General features: G+C 67.6%; 18 protein-coding genes and 1 pseudogene. 10 read left to right on the top strand and 9 right to left on the bottom strand.

Annotation, left to right across the window (positions count from 1 at the left end; all coding sequences use genetic code 11):
• Window positions 1-46 precede the first annotated feature (46 nt).
• A complete protein-coding gene (locus tag MYSTI_RS34740; protein ID WP_015352525.1) occupies window positions 47-1693 on the bottom strand; it encodes a vWA domain-containing protein in 1647 nt (548 codons plus the stop codon).
• A gap of 302 nt (window positions 1694-1995) precedes the next feature.
• Window positions 1996-2470: pseudogene (locus tag MYSTI_RS45815) on the bottom strand (transposase); the annotation flags it as partial.
• 179 nt (window positions 2471-2649) lie between these two features.
• On the opposite strand from MYSTI_RS45815, the gene MYSTI_RS34735 reads away from it, so the two are divergent.
• On the top strand, window positions 2650-3036 hold the full coding sequence (locus MYSTI_RS34735; protein WP_015352523.1) for a PIM8 family immunity protein: 387 nt from the start codon (window positions 2650-2652) through the stop codon (window positions 3034-3036).
• 291 nt (window positions 3037-3327) lie between these two features.
• Window positions 3328-3615 (top strand): hypothetical protein, encoded by a 288-nt coding sequence (locus MYSTI_RS34730; protein WP_015352522.1) that lies wholly within the window; start codon window positions 3328-3330, stop codon window positions 3613-3615.
• A gap of 470 nt (window positions 3616-4085) precedes the next feature.
• On the opposite strand, the gene MYSTI_RS34725 is transcribed toward MYSTI_RS34730, so the two are convergent.
• Window positions 4086-5420 (bottom strand): TPR end-of-group domain-containing protein, encoded by a 1335-nt coding sequence (locus MYSTI_RS34725; RefSeq protein WP_420811512.1) that lies wholly within the window; start codon window positions 5418-5420, stop codon window positions 4086-4088.
• A 272-nt stretch (window positions 5421-5692) separates the two neighbouring features.
• Here MYSTI_RS34725 and MYSTI_RS34720 point away from each other — a divergent pair, with 272 nt between their 5' ends.
• Both MYSTI_RS34720 and MYSTI_RS34715 read left to right on the top strand, forming a co-directional pair.
• On the top strand, window positions 5693-6721 hold the full coding sequence (locus tag MYSTI_RS34720; protein WP_052351115.1) for a sensor histidine kinase: 1029 nt from the start codon (window positions 5693-5695) through the stop codon (window positions 6719-6721).
• Window positions 6718-7419, top strand: coding sequence for a LytR/AlgR family response regulator transcription factor (locus MYSTI_RS34715; protein ID WP_015352519.1), 702 nt, complete (start codon window positions 6718-6720; stop codon window positions 7417-7419). Before MYSTI_RS34720 ends, MYSTI_RS34715 begins: the two co-directional genes overlap by 4 nt.
• Before the next feature lie 19 nt (window positions 7420-7438).
• On the opposite strand, the gene MYSTI_RS34710 is transcribed toward MYSTI_RS34715, so the two are convergent.
• The 3 genes from MYSTI_RS34710 to MYSTI_RS34700 all read right to left on the bottom strand — a co-directional run bounded on the left by MYSTI_RS34710 (window position 7439) and on the right by MYSTI_RS34700 (window position 10527).
• Complete coding sequence (locus MYSTI_RS34710) at window positions 7439-8806, bottom strand: serine hydrolase domain-containing protein (RefSeq protein WP_015352518.1); 1368 nt, start codon at window positions 8804-8806, stop codon at window positions 7439-7441.
• 131 nt (window positions 8807-8937) lie between these two features.
• On the bottom strand, window positions 8938-9825 hold the full coding sequence (locus tag MYSTI_RS34705; protein WP_015352517.1) for a lytic transglycosylase domain-containing protein: 888 nt from the start codon (window positions 9823-9825) through the stop codon (window positions 8938-8940).
• A 9-nt stretch (window positions 9826-9834) separates the two neighbouring features.
• Window positions 9835-10527 (bottom strand): TetR/AcrR family transcriptional regulator, encoded by a 693-nt coding sequence (locus tag MYSTI_RS34700; protein WP_233278052.1) that lies wholly within the window; start codon window positions 10525-10527, stop codon window positions 9835-9837.
• A 130-nt stretch (window positions 10528-10657) separates the two neighbouring features.
• Between MYSTI_RS34700 and MYSTI_RS34695 the strand changes: the two genes are divergently transcribed.
• Window positions 10658-11170, top strand: coding sequence for a hypothetical protein (locus MYSTI_RS34695; RefSeq protein ID WP_015352515.1), 513 nt, complete (start codon window positions 10658-10660; stop codon window positions 11168-11170).
• A gap of 7 nt (window positions 11171-11177) precedes the next feature.
• On the opposite strand, the gene MYSTI_RS34690 is transcribed toward MYSTI_RS34695, so the two are convergent.
• Together MYSTI_RS34690 and MYSTI_RS34685 are read right to left on the bottom strand one after the other, a co-directional pair.
• A complete protein-coding gene (locus tag MYSTI_RS34690; protein WP_015352514.1) occupies window positions 11178-11723 on the bottom strand; it encodes a hypothetical protein in 546 nt (181 codons plus the stop codon).
• A gap of 17 nt (window positions 11724-11740) precedes the next feature.
• On the bottom strand, window positions 11741-12373 hold the full coding sequence (locus tag MYSTI_RS34685) for a hypothetical protein (protein WP_015352513.1): 633 nt from the start codon (window positions 12371-12373) through the stop codon (window positions 11741-11743).
• Between the two features lie 356 nt (window positions 12374-12729).
• Between MYSTI_RS34685 and MYSTI_RS34680 the strand changes: the two genes are divergently transcribed.
• From MYSTI_RS34680 to MYSTI_RS34660, 5 genes are all read left to right on the top strand, one after another.
• Complete coding sequence (locus MYSTI_RS34680) at window positions 12730-13407, top strand: carboxypeptidase-like regulatory domain-containing protein (protein ID WP_015352512.1); 678 nt, start codon at window positions 12730-12732, stop codon at window positions 13405-13407.
• A gap of 46 nt (window positions 13408-13453) precedes the next feature.
• Window positions 13454-13918, top strand: coding sequence for a phage tail protein (locus tag MYSTI_RS34675; RefSeq protein ID WP_015352511.1), 465 nt, complete (start codon window positions 13454-13456; stop codon window positions 13916-13918).
• 19 nt (window positions 13919-13937) lie between these two features.
• Complete coding sequence (locus MYSTI_RS34670; protein ID WP_015352510.1) at window positions 13938-15215, top strand: YML083C domain-containing protein; 1278 nt, start codon at window positions 13938-13940, stop codon at window positions 15213-15215.
• 138 nt (window positions 15216-15353) lie between these two features.
• Complete coding sequence (locus tag MYSTI_RS34665) at window positions 15354-16613, top strand: hypothetical protein (RefSeq protein ID WP_044282177.1); 1260 nt, start codon at window positions 15354-15356, stop codon at window positions 16611-16613.
• 19 nt (window positions 16614-16632) lie between these two features.
• Window positions 16633-17928 (top strand): hypothetical protein, encoded by a 1296-nt coding sequence (locus MYSTI_RS34660; RefSeq protein WP_015352508.1) that lies wholly within the window; start codon window positions 16633-16635, stop codon window positions 17926-17928.
• A gap of 602 nt (window positions 17929-18530) precedes the next feature.
• Here MYSTI_RS34660 and MYSTI_RS34650 read toward each other — a convergent pair.
• Window positions 18531-19067: a dihydrofolate reductase family protein gene (locus MYSTI_RS34650; RefSeq protein WP_015352506.1), complete on the bottom strand. Its 537-nt coding sequence runs from the start codon at window positions 19065-19067 to the stop codon at window positions 18531-18533.
• Window positions 19068-19147: the final 80 nt, after the last annotated feature.

The following is a 19147-nucleotide window of genomic DNA, read 5'->3' as shown; positions in this document are numbered from 1 at the left end:
ACAGGAGTGGATAGTCGCGGTGTCTCGACTTGTCTTGTGTGCGGGCTCAGTACGGCGGGCGCTGGGCGCTCTGGACGGCGCCGCGAGGCGCGAGCAATTCGCGCAGCTTGCCGAGCAGCGTGAGGAACTCCTCGCGGTCCTCCTGTCCGTCGACGGCGTCCGCGGCGAGGGCGTGGAGGCGCGCGAAGCTGCGGTCATCGTTGGGCGTAGTGCCGCGCAGGAGGTCGGCGGTGCCCGCGACGGCGATGGCGAAGCGCAGGTCCGCGGAGGCGGAGGAGAGGGAGTCGCGCACCTGGCTTCGCTCCAGGTGGAAGGGCTGCTCGGCGGCCTCGGAGCCACCGGGCTTCTTGGCGCGGACGCGGACGGTGGCGACGCGCGAGCCCTCGCCGGTGAGGTCCAGCTCATACAGGGCGGTGACGGTGTGGCCGGAGCCGACCTCGCCCGCGTCGACGGAGTCCTTGCGGAAGTCCTTGTCGGCGATGGCGCGGTTCTCGTAGCCGAGGAGGCGGTAGCCCTTCACCGCGACCTTGTCGAACTCCACCTGGATTTTGACGTCCTGGGCAATGACTTCCATGGTGCCGCCGAGCTGCTCCTGGAAGACGCGGCGGGCCTCTCGCTCCGAGTCGATGTAGTAGCAGTTGCCGTTGCCTCGGTTGGCCAGACGCTCCATGAGGTCATCGCGGTAGTTGCCCATGCCGAAGCCGATGGTGGAGAGGGTGACGCCTTCCTTCACGTACTTGCCGATGCGCGCCAGCATGGCGTCGGCGCTCTGGTCGCGGCCGAGGTTGGTGTCGCCGTCCGTGAGGACGACGACGCGGGCGACGTTCTTGGAGCCGGCCTTGTGGACGGCGTGTTGGTAGGCGAGCTCCAGGCCATCGCCCATGTTGGTGCCGCCGCCGGTGGCGAGGGCGTCGATGGCGGCGTCGATGTCCTTGCGCTGGCTGACGGGGGTGGACTCCAGGACGGTGCGCACGTCGCCGGCGTAGGTGGTGAGCGCGACGGTGTCGGTGGGGTTGAGGCCCGCGACGGCCAGCTTCATGGACTTCTTGGCGAGGCCCAGCCGGTCATCGCCGGACATGGAGCCGCTGATGTCGACGAGGAAGACCAGGTGCGTGGGCTTGCGCTGGGCCTGGGTGAGGTGGCGGCCCTGGAGGCTGACCTTGAGGAGGTGTTGTCGCGGGGAGAAGGGGGAGGGGGCGGCCTCGAGGGCGACGTGGAAGGGGCCCTCGGCGGGGGTGGGCTCGGGGACGCGGTAGCGGAAGTAGTTCACCCACTCCTCGACGCGCACGGTGGCATCGGCGGGGATGCGGTCGCTCTTCACGGAGCGGCGGAACTGGGCGTAGGAGGCGGTGTCCACGTCGACGGCGAAGGTGGAGAGGGTGTCGTCGGAGGTGAGGGTGTAGGGATTGGAGGTGGTGCGGCCGGCGGGGGGCGGAGGCGGGGCTGCCTCGGGCTCGTCGTAGGCGCCGAAGTTGCGCAGGGACTTGCGCTGGAGGCTGTCGGCGGGCGCGGGACGTGGGGTGTTCGCGGCGAGAGCCATGGCGGCCGGATGCGGGTCCACATCACCCGCGAGGCACACGGTGCCTGAGCCGAAGAGCCTGCGGAGGTTGTCACCGAAGAAGGTGACAGTGCCCACGAAGGCGAGCAGGACGAACGTCAGGACGGCGAGGACTTTGAACGCGCGCTTGCTCATGAACCCTCGGGGTGTGGACGGAAGCGGTGATGCGAGGGATTCGTCGCACGGGGAGACCACCCCGCGCGTCCGTCATCCATCCGAGGTCGGTCGTTTGACCGATGGGGTTCCGGTGCCTGGCGCCGCGAAGGCCGCAACTCACGTTGGTGCATGGCCGTGCTTCCCCACCCCGGAATCGACCCGCCCCGCTCTTCGGGGAGCCAGCTGAAGGGAGTTCTTGGCAGGCTCCCGTCGATGGTCCGCGAGAGGTAATGCTTGGCTGTATGAACCTCCGGGAACCGCCGCTCGGCCATGCGGTGTGCTGAAGCCAGCAGGTACACGTAGGGGAAGGCCTGGGTGAGGGACTGGGTGCGCAGGCCCTCCACCTTCTCTTCGAGGGACTTCGTCACCCGGCTCACCGTCGAGCGCGAAACCTCCTCGCCCATGAGCGCCCGTGTGACTCGGCCCATCTTGCACGTACGCGCTGGTTATCGCCTCGTCGAGTTCCTCGCTGCGCCGCTTGTAGTGGCCCAGCACGGCCTTCGCGGAGCCGCTCGCCCTCGTCCGAGGCACCGCCACCTCCAGGTGCCCCATGGACGTCAGCAGGCCTCGCAGGGAGCTCCCATTGCGCTGGTCCTTGCGCCCCGCCACCTGCTGCCAGCGCCCGGCTCCCACCAAGCCTCGAATCTCCTCCTCCAGCAGCATCTCCAGCGTCATCCGGATGGCTCCCAGGAAGAGCGCGCGCACGTCGGTACGCACCTCCTCGTGCGCGGGCGCGGCAAACTCGGTATCGTCCACGGTGGGAACTCCTCGGCTCCCCTGCCAGGGGGAGACCGTCTCGGTTGGTTTCTCCGAGGAGCTTCCCTCTTTCCCGCTTGCCCTGTTCGCCGACTACACACTTATAGGGACACGACCCACTCCAAAGACGGGCGAGGTCAGCGACCCGCTTCCAGGCGTCCACCCCAACTATTAGAGCCATGAGAACGCACTTTCTGAAGCAACTCCCCATCAGCGGGCGTGAACCGGTGCTCACTCTGGAACCCGACTTTGACTTCTTCCGTGCGAAGAAGGTCCTGAAGCTCGAGGTCGATTTCGACGAGACGCCCGAAGGCTGGCATTCACTCAAGATGGAGCTTGCCTATGTCTCAGGGGCAAAGCGCTATCGGTTGGGTCTGCTTTTGGCGGGTGTGCGAGAGTTGGAGCTTCCGCCCATTGTACAGTCTCTATTCCTGTCTGAACTGGAGATTGAAGACGTGCATGAGCGGATGATGGAGGGCGTCCGGTTCGAGGTGATTTCTCACTACGAGCGAGCTTTTCGATGCGTCTGTGGGGACATCTCCATCCTCTTCTTCGAGCCCGCCTGAATGGGTGTCTCCTTCTAATCCTGTCGCAGGAGAGACCAGCTGAGTGGAAAGAGGGAACTCCTCGGTGGGGTACGACGCTCCCTGCGAGAGGTTCAAGCGCCAGTTGAGGGAGGCGGCACGGCCAGCAGCGCAGCATCCTGAAGGCCCGAGCCGAAAACCCATGACGGAGCCGCGAGTGCGCTGAGCGCCCTCGTCCTGATGGAACCTTGTGCGAGGGTTTCGATTCGCCATACTCCTTGTCCGATATGATGGTGAGCTTCAAAAGAAGCTCACCCAACGTGGAGTCAGGGCGTGACCATCGATGAACTGGAGAGATGCATCGTGCGGTTGCTCCGCAACGCACGCCAACGAGGCATCGAACGAATCGAGACGAGGGAGCGAGACTACTACTGGACGGTGCCATGGCCGGATTGGACCGATATGACGAAGGTACCGGAGCCAGGGGTCGGCTCGTTCGATGACGACATATTGGAGCTCACGAAGATTCTGGAGGACCCGGATCGCGACTCAAGCGTTGACCTTGACCGTGCCGCTTCCTTGCTGCACTTGATCGCCGACGACATGGCGAACGCGAGATGAGCCTCCCTGGCGCCTCAGCAGAGAGGCCGAGGTGTCCGCGGTGGATGACGGCCGGAATCGACCTGGCTGAACTCTGGTGCTTGGATATCACGACCCACTCGACGACCAGTTCCGTTCGGGTCTTCGCGAAGTGGTTCGAACCCACGGGCCACACTCCCCCTGGATTCCTCGGTGTTTGACGTGAAACCTGACGACCAGATGTCTGTTCGCGAAGCCTACATCGCGATGTATCGCTATCTGGATCATCTCCATGAACGCACGGGGGCCGATGAACTGGGGGCCTGCTGAGTTCGATGTCTCTGCTTCTCGATGGCCAACCCGCCGATCCTGCCGCCTGATCTGACTGGATTGACGCAGTTGAAGAGGTCGGGTCGGGGCACCAGAATATTGACCTCTCGCTGAAGCCGGACAGCGAGAGATGAGTGCCGTGGGCATGGCTCCTGCCTTCACTCGGAGCCATCCCAGGGGACTCACAGCTTCCGCCGTGACAGCCACTGCCGCCATTCAGCGGAGGTCTCGAAGCCCTCACCCGAGAGCAACTTGAGCCCGCTCACAGCGGGGTCCCTGTTGATGGGTTGCCGTGACTCGGTCATGTCCACGAGCAGCACGCCGACCTTCTGGAGCACCTCGGTGCGTCGCGCCGCGAGCTCCTCGGGCTTGAGCTTCTGGAGCACGGCTTCGAGCAGGTACGTGCCCTTGTTCCGGTCCATCACGTGCGGCATCGCCATCACGTCGAACACCGTGCCCAGGTCGACGACGGGCTTCTCCAAGTGTGTCTGGAATGCGAGCACCGCGCGGATGACATTGTTGCGGACACCGGCGTGGGGGTCCCGGAAGAAGGGCACGAGCCAGGAGATGACCTGCTCGGGCGTGCCCGCATATCCGAGGACATAGGGCACCGACGCGCGGCGGTCCGCGTTCGCTTCCTCCTTCAAGACGCGCAGCAGCGCGTCCCGCACGCCTGGGGCCTTCGCGACGAAGCGTGGCTCGTAGGCCGCGACATCCGGATGGCCAAAGCCAAATGCACAGTGGGCCACCCTGCAGGAGGGCGGGGCCTCGTGATTCCAGCGGCCGTCCTGCACCAGCTTCATCACCTTGTCTTCGTACTCCTGCCATTGTGCGAGGAGTCCGTCGGGGTCGTACATGTTGCCCGTGGGGGCGGGGAGGAAGTTCAGGCGCTGTGCATCCTCGGCGTCCACCAGGTCGACGCTCGCGAAGGCCTTGCCCACGTTCTCCTCCGCGAAGAACGCGATGACCCCGATGCTGGCGTAGGCGAGGTTGAAGCGCTCTCGAAGCTGCTTCTCCCGTATCTTCGTGAGGTGTCTGCTGCGAACGACGGGCTGGCCCACCTTCAATCCCAATATCTCGATGACGGAGTCGCGGTCCGCGCGGCGCGAGCGAGAGACGTCAATGCTCTCCAGCACGGGCAGGGGCATGGGCGGTGGTTTGGCCTTGGCGTGATGGTCCGTCACACGGGCCACCACCTTCGCCCAATCCGCGTGAGAGTGGAGCGGCTCGAGTTCCGGGTCATGTTGGAGCTGGTCCACCGCGACAAACCCATGTTCGGCGGCGGACTTCAGCAACGTCATCGCCTGCTCGAGGTTTCCACCCAACGAGGCGCACGCGGCGGCCTTGTAGTAGGTCTCCGCCCGCGAATCCGAGTCGACATCAGCAGACTCAGTCCAAGCGGCTTCCTCAATGAGACCCCCAGTCGTGATATTTCCGCGACAGTCGGTCCTTCGGGTCGGAATCTCAAACGAGAACCCGCTTGAACCCTCCCGCGCATTCCGGGCACCCCATGACACCCCGCCGATTCCAGCTCGCGAAGAACCGAGAACTCATCCTTCATTCCCTGGCCCCTTCCTCGGTTGACGCGATGATGCCGCCGTTCGTGACCCTCTTCCCAGCCAGCTTGCTCGCCTTGCTTCAGTCGCATCCGGACCTCGAAGACCTGCTGCCGCGGCGGATGATGGAGGAGAGCGGCCAGCGGTCCCACCTATCGAATGACCCCGGATTCGAGCCATGATGCCGCCCGGATTCTCCGCGAGCGAGTTGCTGGATGGGGTCAGGTAGGTCAGTGAAGTTCTGGCTGCTGCAGGGGTTGGGGTGGCTGCCCTACCTGCTCGTGCAGCTCCTGTTCCGGGCGGAAGACCCCCCGCGCTTTCCGTTCGAGCACCTGCTCTTCGCCGCCAGCCTCACGCTCCTGGCCTTGTCGGGCAGCCTGGTGCTACGCGCCGTCTACCAGGCGAGGAGCACCCGCCCGGGCGGGGAGCTGAAGTGGCTGGCGCTCGTCGTGGGGCTCAGCCTCGCGGTCGCGCTCGTCGTGGACCTGGGGCATCACGCGTTGCTGTGGGCGCTGGCCAGCCTGCGAGAGTTCTTCGTCCCACTGGCCGAGGACCAACCCCTGTTCGCCCGAGCCCCCCTCCTGTGCATCACCTACGTGGCTTGGAGCCTGCTCTATCTGGCGCTGAGCCGTCAGGAGCGTCTGGCGCGAGCCGAGCTCTCACAGCAGCAACTGGCTGTGTCCCTGCGCGAGGCCGAGCTGCAGAGCCTGCTCGCGCAACTCAGCCCCCACTTCCTGTTCAATGCCATCAACAACATTCGCGCGCTCATCCTGCGAGACGCCGAATCCGCCCGCGAGATGCTCGGTCGATTCGCGGACCTGTTGCGCTATCAAATCGACGGCAACAAGGCCGCCCTGGTCACCGTCTCCGACGAACTGGCGGTTGTCCACGCCTACCTCGCCTTGATGCGCCTGCAACTGGGGAAACGTCTCCAATATGAAGAGCGCGTCAACAGCGCCAGCCTGGGCCGGATGACCCCCAAGTTGTCACTCCAGTTGCTCGTGGAGAATGCCGTGAAGCACGGCCTCAGCCAAACCTCCTCCCCTGGCGTGTTGCGCCTGGAGGTCGATGCGGGCGACGGCCATCTGCGCATGGTGGTCAGCAACTCCGGCAGACTCGGCGACACCGCCGCTGGGACGGGCCTGGGCTTGCTCAACCTGAAGAAGCGCCTGGCCTTGGCTCATGGCAACGCCGCCCGATTCTCCCTGCTCCAGGAGGGGGAATGGGTCGTTGCCCGAATCCACATCGAGGGCACACCGTGATTCGCGCACTGATAGTCGATGATTCCGAACTGGCCCGGTTCGAACTGGAACACCAACTGCGCTCGCACCCCCAGATTCAAATCGTGGGGCAGGCGGATGATATCCACAGCGCGGAGGCCCTGATTGAGTCCGCGGCACCCGACCTGCTCTTCCTGGACATCGACCTGCCAGGTGGCAACGCGCTGCAACTGCTCGAGCGCTTGGAGCACATCCCTCCCATCATCTTCACCACCGCGTTCGAGCAGTACGCCCTGAAGGCCTTCGAATTCAACACCGTGGACTATCTGCTCAAGCCCATCCAGCCCGAGCGTCTGGCCAAGGCCCTGGCGAAGGTGGACGTCCCAGCCGAACGGCAATCACTGCTCACGCCGGAGAGCCAGATCTTCGTCAAGGACGGCGAGCGGTGTTTCCTCGTCAAGCTCAAGGACATCCGCTGCCTGGAGGCCGTGGGGAATTACAGCCAGTTGTACTTCGGAGCGCATTCGCCGCTCCTCTATCGCTCGCTGAACAAGATTGAAGAACGGCTGGACCCGAACGTGTTCTTCCGCGCCAGCCGCCAACACATCGTCAACTTGAGCTACGTCGAGCATGTGGAGCCCTGGTCGAATGGGGGGCTGCGTCTGAAGCTGAAAGGCGGCCAGGAGATTGAGGTCTCCCGCCGCCAGAGTGGGGTGTTGAAGCAGATGCTCAGCTTCTGAGCTGCTCGAGGGTCTCAGGCTACGGCGTCCTCACGCCCACGCTGTCACCCGCGATGCGGTCGTGCATCGTCATCACGCGCTTCCCGTCCGCGCGCTCGCTGAAGGTGACGTGGTTGAACCCCTCCGAGAAGTAGTAGCGACCGTCCTGGCCTTGCGTCAGTTCGCTCGGGTCGTTCCCCACGCGCTGGGAATACAGGCGACCCTCCCGGACCTGGATTTCGCGCATGACTCCCTGGCCGAAGTCATACGCACCCAGCCATCTGGCCACGTCCAGCTTCTGTGAGGACGTCTTCTTGTAGGGCTTCCCCAGGGCGATGGCCGCCAACTCCACCGCGAGATGGCTGGGGTCCAGGAACTCGGCGTTGGTCAGGACCGCGACATACACCCGTTGCTCAGGGGCTCGCAGGGTGTAGGCATTGAAGCCGTTGATGAAGCCGTTGTGCTCGAAGCTCGGCACCCCTTGCACCTCCCCGGTGAACCACCCGAAGCCATACGGTTGCGTCGAACCATCCGCCAGGGAGACGGGCTTGAATACCTCGGCCAACAGGCGCGGGCTCACCAGCGTGTCCGAGTAGAGCGCCAGGTCCCACCGGTTCAAATCATCCACGGTGCTTACGAGCCCCCCGGCACCTCGAGGCTGCGTCATGCTGATGAAGTCCGCGTTCATCAGTTGCTCCCCTTGCTTCTGGTACCCCTGGGCGCGTCCAGGGATGACCTCGAGGTGGCTTCCGTAGCGCGTGTGATTCATGCCCAGCGGCGCGAAGAGGGCGCGGCGCATGTACTCCGCGTAGGGCTGCTGGCTCGCCCGTTCGATGAGCTTCGTCAGCAGGATGTAATTGGAGTTGCTGTAGCTGAAGCGAGTGCCCGGCTCGAACTCCAGGGGCAGGTCCTTGAAGAAGGCCAACAGCTCATCCAGCGTGGCGTCCTTGCGACGGGCCGTGCGCGACTCCGGGATGCGGCTGATGTTCTTCACGCCCGAGGTGTGCGTCAGCAACTGACGAACCGTGACACGGGCCAGCGCCCCCTGGGCCTCGGGGTAGGTCTCGCCGAGTGGCTGGTCCAAGGTCAGCTTGCCTGCCTCCACGCACTGGAGCACCGCGACGGCGGTGAACTGCTTGGTGACGGAGGCCAGCCGCAACACGCTGTCCGGCTTCATCGCCACGTGGTTCTCCACGTCGGAGAGACCGTAGGCCTTGCGAAGGAGGACCTCGTTCCCCTTGCGGACCAGCACGACCCCGCCCGGCTGAGAGGGAGAAAAGAAGGGCTCCGCGGCCCGCTCCAGTTGAGACACGAGCGAGGAGGGCGACTTGCCGTGCGCCACCCACGGCGCCAAGGCGGCGACCCAAGCGACAAGGCCAAGAACTCTCAGGTGTTGGGATGCGTTCACGGTGTTCTCCAGGGGTGATTCCTGGAGCCACGCTACGGTTCCGAACCCTCTCGCCCCAGGGAGTTAGGACGAGCGGTCAGCCCACTCCGCCAGCGGTAGTGCGGCCGTGATGGACGGGGCCCCGCCGATGTTCACCCTTGCCGGGTGTTCACCTGCGCCGGGACGGGCTTCGCTTGGGTCGCGCGCACGGGAGTCTTCGCTGGCGCCGCCGGAGGCTTCGCTGTCGTGGCCTTCGGCCGAACCGGAGCCGCGGGCTTGGCGGCCACCGGCTTGCGCGCGGGTGCCACGGCCGTGGGCCGGGCCCGCTGCGCGGGCTGTGGACTCTCGATGGTCCTGACGGGCACCGTCGCCACGGTCTTTCGCGTGGGCTTCACGGCGGCTGGAGCGGGCTTCGCGCGCGCCACGACCGGAGCGGGCTTCGGCGGTGGCGGCGGCCGCGTGAGCACCCAGGCCGAGAGCACCTTCGGCACGTAGTACTCCGTCTCCCCATTCCTCGGCACACGCCCATTCACCGAGCCCGGCCCCGCGTTGTACGCGGCCACCGCGAGCCGCACGTCCCGGAACCGCCGCAGCTGCTCCGCCAGGTACCGCGCACTCCCATCCAACGCCGGTGCCGGGTCGAACGGGTCATCCACCCCGAGCATCGCCGCCGTCGTCGGCATCAGCTGCCCCGGGCCCATCGCCCCCGCGGGCGAGATGCGATGCACGCGCCCCTCCGACTCCACCAACACCAGCGCATGCAACAGCCCCGGAGGCAGGCCATGCCGCCGCTCCGCGCGCGCGATGAGCGGCTCCAGCGGCTCATGCCCCTCCAGCAGACACGAAGGCCGGTGCGCCCCATACGCGCGCAGCGCGTTCACCTTCATCTCCAGGAACGAGAGCGACAGCGGCGACACCGTCGTGTCCCCCAGCCACGCCACGGCCACGTTGATGAGCACCACCGGCGTCACCGCCGCCAGCCCCACCCACGCCCACCACGGAATGCTGAAGCCGCTCGCAGCGGCCCGCTTGCGTCCCACCCCCCACCCTTAAGGGCGCTTTCCGCCCCCGTCCAACTTCCGGCGCCCTTCCTTCCCCGCCGAAGGCACCCGCAGTCCGTCCAGCACCAACGTCGTGAGCGCGTCCGGCAACTCCAACGGATTGCCGATGTCCTCCTCGCTCAACACCGCCAACAACAGCCGCTCCACCGCCCCCACCACCGCCAGCCCGCTCACCGCCGGACGAATCGGCCGGAGCAACCCGTGCGTGTGCGCCCGCCGCGTGATGTCCACCGCGTGCCGCGACACCTCCCGAGACAGCTCCGCCACCTTCCTGCGGGCCCCCACGGCGGGGCCTCGGCTCTCCTGGAGGTACAGCCGCACCACGCTGGGGTACTGCAACAACGCGCTCGCGATGACCGCCGCCATCGCCCGGTACGCCTCGAACATCGCCTCCACGCCCCGCGCCTGCGCGAGCGCCCGGCCACACGCCTCCAGCCCCGACAACAGCTCCCCCCGCACCGGCTCCAACAGCGCGTCCACCAGCACCGCCTTGTCGTCGAAGTACCGGTAGAACGTCCCCTTGGCCACGCCCGCCGCCTGGGTGATGTCGTCGATGGTCACCGCGTCCAGCCCCCGCTCCACGAAGAGCCGCAGCGCCGCGTCCTCCAGCTCCTTCGTCCGCTCCCGCCGCGCCGTCTCCCGCCGCCCTCCCGGCCTCCCCGGACGCTTGTCCGCCTCCACGCCCCCACTCCTCGTGCCGTCGCCGCTCACCATCGTGCGCTCCGACTCATTGCGTGATAGAAAAAGAGTGACCAAATAGTCATGATATCGCGAGCGAGGGGCCGGCCGGGCGCCTTGCTGGAGAGCAACGATGATCGGCATCCCACTGGGCTGGGCGTACTCCAATTTCGGGGAATGGGCGCTGCACAAGTACGTGCTCCATGACCTGGGGCGGCACCACGGAAGCTTCTGGGGCTTCCACTGGCACGAGCACCATCAGGCCTCTCGCAAGCACGACATGGTCGACGACGAGTACCTGCGCTCGCTGTGGACCTGGTCCTCGCAGACGAAGGAGCTCTTGGCGCTGGCCGCGTTGGCCCTGGCCCACGCGCCGCTGTTCCCCGTGGCGCCGTACTTCGTGGGCACCGTGTGGGCCTGCGCCGCGAACTACTTCCGGGTGCACCGCCGCGCTCACCTGGACCCGAAGTGGGCCCGGGAGCACCTGCCCTGGCACTACGACCACCACATGGGCGTGGACCAGAACGCCAACTGGTGCGTGACGCATCCGTTCTTCGACAACCTGATGGGCACCCGGCGCGAGTACGTGGGTGTCCAGCCGGCGGCGGGGGAGCGCCCGGTGGCGGCGTCCCCCGCGCATCCGTGAGCGCGAATCAGAAGACCAGGTCGAAGTAGCTGGCCTTCGCGCGCACGCCCGCGCACGTCTCCAGCTTCGCGTTCCAGTCCCGCGTGGGCAGCGAGCCCCGGGCATCGAAGACGATGTCGAGCGAGTCCTCGCGCGCCATGTCCAACAGGTTCACCGCGCCGCTGCCGGTGAGGCGGATGGTCTGCGTCGCCGTGGTGCTGGTGCGGCGGTACTCGCCGATGACGATGGCCTCCTGGTTGCCCGGGCGGACCACGGAGAGGCTGGCGCGCTCGATGCCGCTCAGGTCCGTGCTGGACGTGACTTCGAAGGACTTGAGCCGCAGCTCCGTCTCCACGTCCGCGTCGTCGGGGAGGGCGGCGTCGAAGTCACCCAGGGGGAAGTTCGTCGTGTGCTTGATGCTGAGCGTGCCGGGGAAGGCCGCGGGGAAGTCGACGTTCGGCTCGGTCTTGCAGATCTCCTCGGCCTCCGCCTCGATGAAGAACAGCGAGTCGCAGCCGGTGGAGAACAGCGCGCAGGTGGAGAGCACCAGGGCGCGGAAGGAAGTCGTTCGCATGGTGTCGTGCTCCTGGCTCAGAACAAGTAGAGGAGGAAACCGACCTTCACCGACGGAATCGTCGCGGTGAGGCGGAGGTTGCGCGCGGTGATGTTGGACTCGTTCGTGGCCTCTTCGATGAGGGCGCTCGCGTCGTCCACGCCCAGCCGCACGTAGCTCAGGCCCAGGTGCAGGAAGAAGTTGAAGCGGCTGGCCGCGCCCACCTCCAGGCCCACGCTGCCGGCCACGTAGTTGTAGCTGACGTCGCGGATGGCGGCCGTCGCCGCCGTGGGCTTGGAGCCCAGCCAGTCCACCACGTCGTTGTAGTCCGAGCCGAAGTAGTGCCCCGCCTCCGCGTTGAGCGAGGGCGCGATGAACGTCTGGAACGGGAGGATGCTCAGGCCGCCGCGCACGCCCAGGCTCAGGGTGTTCGTGGTGGGGCCCGCCTGCAGGCGCAGCCAGGGCAGGGGCTTGAGGACTGCGGACAGGCCGATGCCGTGGGGCGCACCGGCGTCCACCAGCAGGCCGAAGCGGTAGCGCTGCTCCGGGGCGGACTCCTCCTGCGCGTGGGCCACGGCGCCGGTGGCGAGCGCGGTGAGGCAGGCCAGGGCCGTGCCGTGTCGTCGGAGGAATGCCGTGCGTCGTCTCGTCGAGGGTGTCGCCATCATCATGTGCAGTTCCACGAAGGGAGTTCCCGGCCCGGCGGCCATCATTCGGCGCCGCGCCGGGAAACGGAAGCCATGCCTTCGAAAATGATGGGGCGTCCCATGCGCGAGGTGCGGAAGGTCCTCGCCCCAGGCCGTTGAATCACACGCGGGGTGCCTCCCCCGTGGGGTGGACCTGTCCCACCCCCGGGGGCCTCTCGGGCGGGAGGGGCAGTGGGTGGGTGTGCGGGTGTTGAGGCCTCGACGGCGCCTGCGACTTGTGGGCCCCTTACCGAGCCCCTGGGCCGGTGCGAACTTGCGAGCCCGGACATCCCCTGTGATACCCGCACAGGGGAACCGGCCCAGAACACTCGGGGGACCGGATGATCGACGAAGTCGATCAGCGCTTGAAGTCGTGGGTGCGCCGCATTGCTGGCGACGCTCCCGTGTACCTGGGGGTACCCGACCGTGAGACTGTCGAACACGGCGTGTGTCTGTACCTGCTGGAGTTGGGGCCCGCCCCACTGTCGCGGGGAGGACGCAGGACACCGCTCCAGATATCCGTCTGCTACCTGGTCACCGCGGGCGCGGACTCACCCGAGCGCGCGCACCGGCTGTTGGGCGAGCTGGTCTTCGCGGCGCTGGAGGAGGCGGAGTTCGAGGTGGACCTCACCCCCGTGCCCGCCGCCACCTGGGCGGGGCTGCGGGTAGCGCCTCGCCCGGGCTTCCGGCTGAGGTTGGCCGTGCGGAGGGACCGGCCTCAGCCCGTGGTGCATCACGTGCGGTTTCCCTCCGTCGTGCCCCTGGCGGAGGCGCTGCTGGGGTGTGTGGTGGGGCTGGGAGGCAAGCCTGTCGCGGGCGCGCTGGTGGAGCTGCCCGCGCTGAGCCTCGCCACGCGCACGGACGACCAGGGCTGTTTTCGTTTTCCCCGCGTGCCGCCGGTGGCCTCGGTGGGTCGGCTGGAGGTGCGGGCCCGTGGGGAGTTGCTCGCGTTGGGGCCAGAGGTGCTCGCCGCGGGTCCGCAACCCCTGCTCATCCGCTTGCCGCTGAAGGAGGACTGACGTGGTGGACGGCACGCGGACGGAGCCGAAGTCGAGGAGGTGTTCCATGGCTGAAGCCGAAGCCCCCGAAGCCGCGTCACGGGAGCAGGAGACTTGCTCGCGGGCACGTGTGCTCGCGGACCCGTTTCGCGCGTACCCCTTCAAGCTGCGCATCGACGGAGTCGTCGAGGGGCACTTCACCCAGTGCTCCGGGCTGGAGGGGGAGGTGCTGGGGCCGCGAGCCCGCACCCGCGGCTCCTCGTCCATCACCGCCGGGGACATGACGTTGCGTCAGGGTGTCTCCCAGTCACCGGCGCTGTGGAGCTGGTTCCTCGCGTCGATGAACGGGGTTCCCCGGTGCCGAGGTGTGTCCGTGTTGCTGTTGGACACGGATGGGGTGACGGAGCGGATGCGGTGGACAATCGATGAGGCGTGGCCGAAGAAGTGGCGGGCCGCGCCGTTGGATGCGTTGGGGAAGCGCATCGCCATCGACTCATTGACCCTCATCTTCGAGTCACTCCGCCGTGGGTAGGCCCGCGCGCGGACCTGGGATGGGTGTGTGGTTTCGCACCGTGGCCTGGCGGCTGCGGCGATGGGTGGAGTCCGTGTTCCGCGAGGAGGAGAGCGACTTCGCCGCCGCGCTGGCCCAGGCCCGCCTGGCGGCGGAGGCACCCAGGCCCCCGCCGGAGCCCGTGCCCGCGCCGGTTCCGGTGCCGGCGCCGAAGGACGCGGTGCCCGTCGCCACCGCGCCCGCCATGCCCGTCACGGTGACGGCCCCGTCGGTGAATCCCTCCTCGCCCGAGCAATGGCTGCGGGACCTGCACACCCGCCGCGTCGCGGGGCCACCGCCGGATTGGGTGGAGCGGGTGCGCAAGGTCGCGCCGCACCTGGTGGAGAACCTGCCCGACGCCTCCGCGCCGCTCGCCATCTGCGACACCGCGTTTCCTTCCCGGGCGCGGACGCTGCTCGCGGGGGCGCTCGCGGAGCTTCCCGTGTCGCCGCCCATGATGCCGCCGGTGGTGCCCACCCAGCCCGAGCTCGGGCGCGCGAGTGAGCCCGGTCCGGGGCGTGCGGACTCCGGCGCGTCGTCGGAGGAGTCCCTCCGTGAGGCTCCGCGTCGCGCGGCGAAGATGACGCTCACGCCGACGGTGCCGCCGCTCGCGTCCCAGTCCGCGACGGTTCCGTATGCACCGGGGCTCGGGGCGTCTTCGCATGCACCCGTGCTCGAGGCCTCTCCTCCCGCGCCTCTGCCCGGGGTGACCTCGCAGGGGCCGCTGCTCGCGTCGTTGCCACCCGCGACCACGGCTCGGGAGCAGGAGTTCCTGACGGGCTCCGGGCCCGTGTCCCCGGTCGCGGCGCTGATGCTGCGCGGAGCTGTCTTCACGCATCCGGTGAAGGTGGAGTCGACGCCCGTCTCTCCCTCCGAGGTCTGCGTGCCGCCCCTGGGCGAAGGCGTCGTCGACGGGGGCTTGCACGCCGTGGGCTTCACCCAGGGCTTCTCCGCGTCCCAGGCTGTCGAGATGCAATGCGGTGGCGTGAGCGAGCCGCCTCAGAAGCCAGGGGCCTCCACCGGGGAGCTTTGGATTCCCAGGCGCCGGTCTCCGGACGACCCGGTCCCTGGCGCCGAGCCACGCGCTCCGGTCTCCTCGGGTGGGACGGAGGGAGCCTCGCCGCGTCCCTCGCGGGCCGTGCAGGTGGGGAGCTCCCACGACACCATGTCCCCCTCCGAAATCTCCTCCGCGCTGGCCGAGGAACCCCTGGAGGCCATCCTGGACCGACGGCTGTGGAAGCGCTTGCGCTGGTACGAGCGCGACCAGCTGGGAGAGTGAGGGCCCGGGTTCCGTTCCCGGGGGACGCGGCCCGCTCGGTATGCTCTCGGGCACATGCCCGAAGGCCACCGAGCAGGCGCAGTTCCCAGTGAGACGCGGCAGACGGAGGAGGTCCTTCGCCTCCGGCTGGAAGGGCGGGTGGAGCTCCTCGAGTCCGCCCTCCGCCGCTATCGCCTGCTCTCCGAGGCCCTGTCCGCGCGAGGCTGGCGCCGGAGGCTGCGAGACGACCCGGCGCTGCTTCGCGAGGTGCTGGAGTTGGAGCCCGCGTTGCCGGAGGCGCTGGAGCGCACGGAGCGGCGCGGTGCGCAGGAGGGATGGCCGGAAGGCTCGTCGATTCCTCGAACCGCGCGAAGGGTGCGCGAGCTTCGGGAGGAGCTGTCCGCGCGTGCACGCAAGCGGTTGGCGACGCTGCTGTTCCCGTCGGAGGGACTGTCCTTGGAGGGATGTCTCCGCCGGTTGGAGGCGCTCCAGGGAGAGTCGCTCGACCTGGAGCGCACCGCGGGGGAGCCCTTCGCGCTGCACCTGGGCTCGGTCTCCGGGAAGCGGAAGTATGTCGTGTCCGTGCTGTACGTCCTGGGCAGTCTTGGATTGTGGGGGCTGATGTGGCTCCTGCTGGGGTCGGGGAACTGGGGACTGGCGTTGGGGGTCGGGCTTCCCGCGATGGCGCTGTGGTTGGCGGGCGCGGTGGCGCTGCTCCGGCGCTGGGTGCCGGGCGCCGTCTGGCTCACGCCCGAGCGGCTGCTGTGGATGGCTCCCGGGGACGAGCCGCCGGTCTCCGTGCGGTGGGATGCGCTGTCCGCCGACGCCATCCAGCAGGATGGGCGCGAAGGGCTCATCGTTCGTGGAGGGCAGGTCCTCCAGGTGTCGGGCCTGGGCCGCCAGGAGTCCGCGCGACTGCGGACCTTGCTGGAGGTGTTCCGCGATGAGCGGGTCCGGGCGCAGGCGAAGCAGGTGGACCGTCCCGTGGAGCTGCTGCGGTATCCCGCGCTGCTCCGGCGAGGCGCCGCGTGGACGGAGGGGCAGGCGGTGATGACGGGGCGGGGTGTCTACTTTCTGCCGGACCCGACATCCGGCGTGGCTTTGCTGCGCGCCGCGACGGGACGCAGCTTGGACTCGCAGGTCGAGCTGGATTGGGTTCTGGAAGGACTGCGCTGGCAGCCCGCGTCGGAGCTCGACACGTACCTGGTGCGCGCCGTGGCGGAGGTGGGGGGCGCGGCCTGGTCGTCCTCGGATGCGCGGGTGGCGTGGGACATTCCCTTGGAGCAGGAGGTCCATCTGTCGCGCGGGCCGGAGGTCCTCGTCGGCAAGGTGGGATTCGATGAGCGGGACCTCGCCCACAAGCTCCTGTCTTCGTGGGGAGGGACTGTGCAAGCGTTCGCGCGCAAGCCGTATTCGTGAGGGGTCGACGAACAGTCTCATGTCCCAGCACACTCGCACCCAGACGGAGTCCCAGGGCACGCACACCTCCGATGCGGACCTTCGCGTCCAGTTGGAGGGACGCGTGGAGGTGCTCGAGGCGGCGCGAGCGCGGTTGGCGGCCTTGGAGTCGGCACTGAGTGGCGGGAGATGGAAGCGCAAGCTGCGCGCGAAGCCCACGCTGGTCGCGGAGTGGCTCCAAGAGACGGAGCGGGTCGCGGAGGCGGTGGGACGGACGACCCGGCGCGCGGAGGCGGAGGGGTGGTCGGACAGCTCGCCGCTGATGATGACCGTGCGGGAGGTGCTGGCCCGCAGGCAACAGCTGAAGCTCCTGGTTCGCGAGCGGCTGGGCGCCATGGTGTCCCTGTCGGGACCCGTGGAGCTGGACGAGGAGCTGCGCCGGCTGGATGCGCTGGTGCGCAAGCCGGTGTCGCGCTCGCCGGAGTCGGGCGAGGTGGTGCTCTATCAAACCGACAAGATGCTCAAGGCCACCACCCCGCGAGCGCTGGCGGCCTGGGTGGTCGGCCTGCTCGGCGGATTCGGGGCGGTCTTCGGCATCCTCCTCGCCACGCTGGGACAGGGTCCCTGGACGGCGGGGGTTCCCACGGCCCTGCTCGTGGCCTCGGTGTTGGGCGTGTTGGCCAAATCAGGCCGCGTCTGGCTGACGAGCGAGCGGCTGTTGTGGGTGCCGACGTTTGGTGAAGCCGTCTCCGTCCCGCTGGAGTCCATTCCAGCGGGAGGCGTCGCCGTGGAGTCGGCGCTCACGTTGCGCGTGGAGGGAGAACGCCGTGTCCGGGTGCCCTTCTTGTCGGATGCGAATCAGCTCGCGACGCTCATCGAGATGCACAGTCAGTCCCCGCTTCGAAGCAGGGCTCGCTCGGGGGGAAAGCTCCCGAACGTGGTGGTCTTTCCGGCGCAGCTGCAGGGGGCCTCGGAACGCTTTCAAGGGTGGGCGGTGCTGTGGCGCTCCGGAGTGGTCTTCTTCGAGGCTGCGGAGTTCACGGGGGACAGGCTGCTCTCGGCGGTGTTGGGGCGGGAGACCGTGCTGAACCCGGAGGCGGGGTGGGTGCTGGAGCAACTGCGCTGGTTCTCCGAGGGGGAGTTCGATACCTGGATGGTCAAGATGGCGGTGGCCACGCACGCCACGCGCTTCTCGTCCCTCTCCGTCGGCAACCACAGCGCGAGCTGGGATGGACCATTCCTTCGCTTCAAGAAGCAGCAATGGGTCCTCTCTGGAAAGGTGGAGTGGTCCTCCATCGCTGACGCCGAGCGCATCCTCACGCTTTGGCCGGAGTAGGTTGCCATTTATTGCCAGCGCAGCGGAAGTATTGTGTGTTCTTGGAATGTGGCAATGAATTGCAAACGTTTGGTTTGAAATGGTATCCGGAGATCCCGCGATTCGTGGGACTGCGCACGGAGCCATCAACATGAAGAAGTCCAGCAGCCTTGTGGCGTGTCTTGCTCTCCTTGCCGTGGCCTGTGGTGGTGGCGCTGCGTCGGAGTCACCGGCGACGGAATCCCAGACGGCGGAGCTGCTTCCCTCGGGTGACCCCTTGATTGGGACCTGGTGCGAGGTGGGGTGGCCCGGGTGTGTGACCATCTACGCGGGAGGCTCCGGGAGCCTCACCAGCGGTGGCGATGGTTGCTGGTATCCGGGGGACTCGCAGTACGCCGGGCTGACGCCCACGGGTGTTCCCAATCAGTACACCGGGACGCGGTATATGTATGGCACGGGTATTTGTGCCCCCATCGCGCCGCAGTCGGTGACCATCACGCTCAGCAGTGCTGGCGATTCGTTCACCGAGGTGACCTCGGGCGGATTCTCGGCGACCTGGCGGCGATAGTCTTCGCACCGGCACCCGGGCCACGAGTCACCGACTCGTGGCCCGGGGCCTTGCTTCAGCGCTTGACGCCGTACTGGAGCAGGACGACGCCGGTCCGGTAGACCTTGGTCGAGAGCAGCTCCAGGTTGATGTGCGAGCCCAGCCTCGTGACGAGCGGAATCCCGGAGCCGAGCAGCAGCGGGTTCAGCTTGATGAGGACCTCATCCACCAGCCCCGCGGTGAACAGCTGGGTCGCGAGTTCTCCTCCCCCCGCGAGGTAGATGTCCTTGCCCTCCTGGGCCTTCAGCGTCCGCACCGCGCCGACGACGTCGTCGGAGATGAGGCGGACCTTCGGGTCCGGGCTCTCCTTCAGCGAACGGGAGACGACGTACGTCTCCAGGTACGGGTAGGGGTCCGTGACACCGAACTGCAAGCCGATGTCGTACGTCTTGCGGCCCATCACCACCGCGCCGTACGTGCGCAGCGTGGCGAAGTACTCGGTGACGTGGTCGCCCTCGTTCACGAAGCAGTCGAACGAGTGGTCCTCGCGGGCGATGAAGCCATCGAGCGTGGTGGCGACGTGGTAGGTGAGCTTGCGCTTCTGGGGTTGCATACGAAGTGACCTCGGAGTCGAGAGTCCCACCGCGCACGAGGCGCGCTCCGCGCGGGAAGATGCGCACGGTGGGACGGAAA

The sequence above is a fragment of the Myxococcus stipitatus DSM 14675 genome, from assembly GCF_000331735.1.
GTDB classification, from domain to species: domain Bacteria; phylum Myxococcota; class Myxococcia; order Myxococcales; family Myxococcaceae; genus Myxococcus; species Myxococcus stipitatus.
Note: the sequence above shows the minus strand (reverse complement) of the source record. Positions and strands in the feature narration are given on the sequence as shown.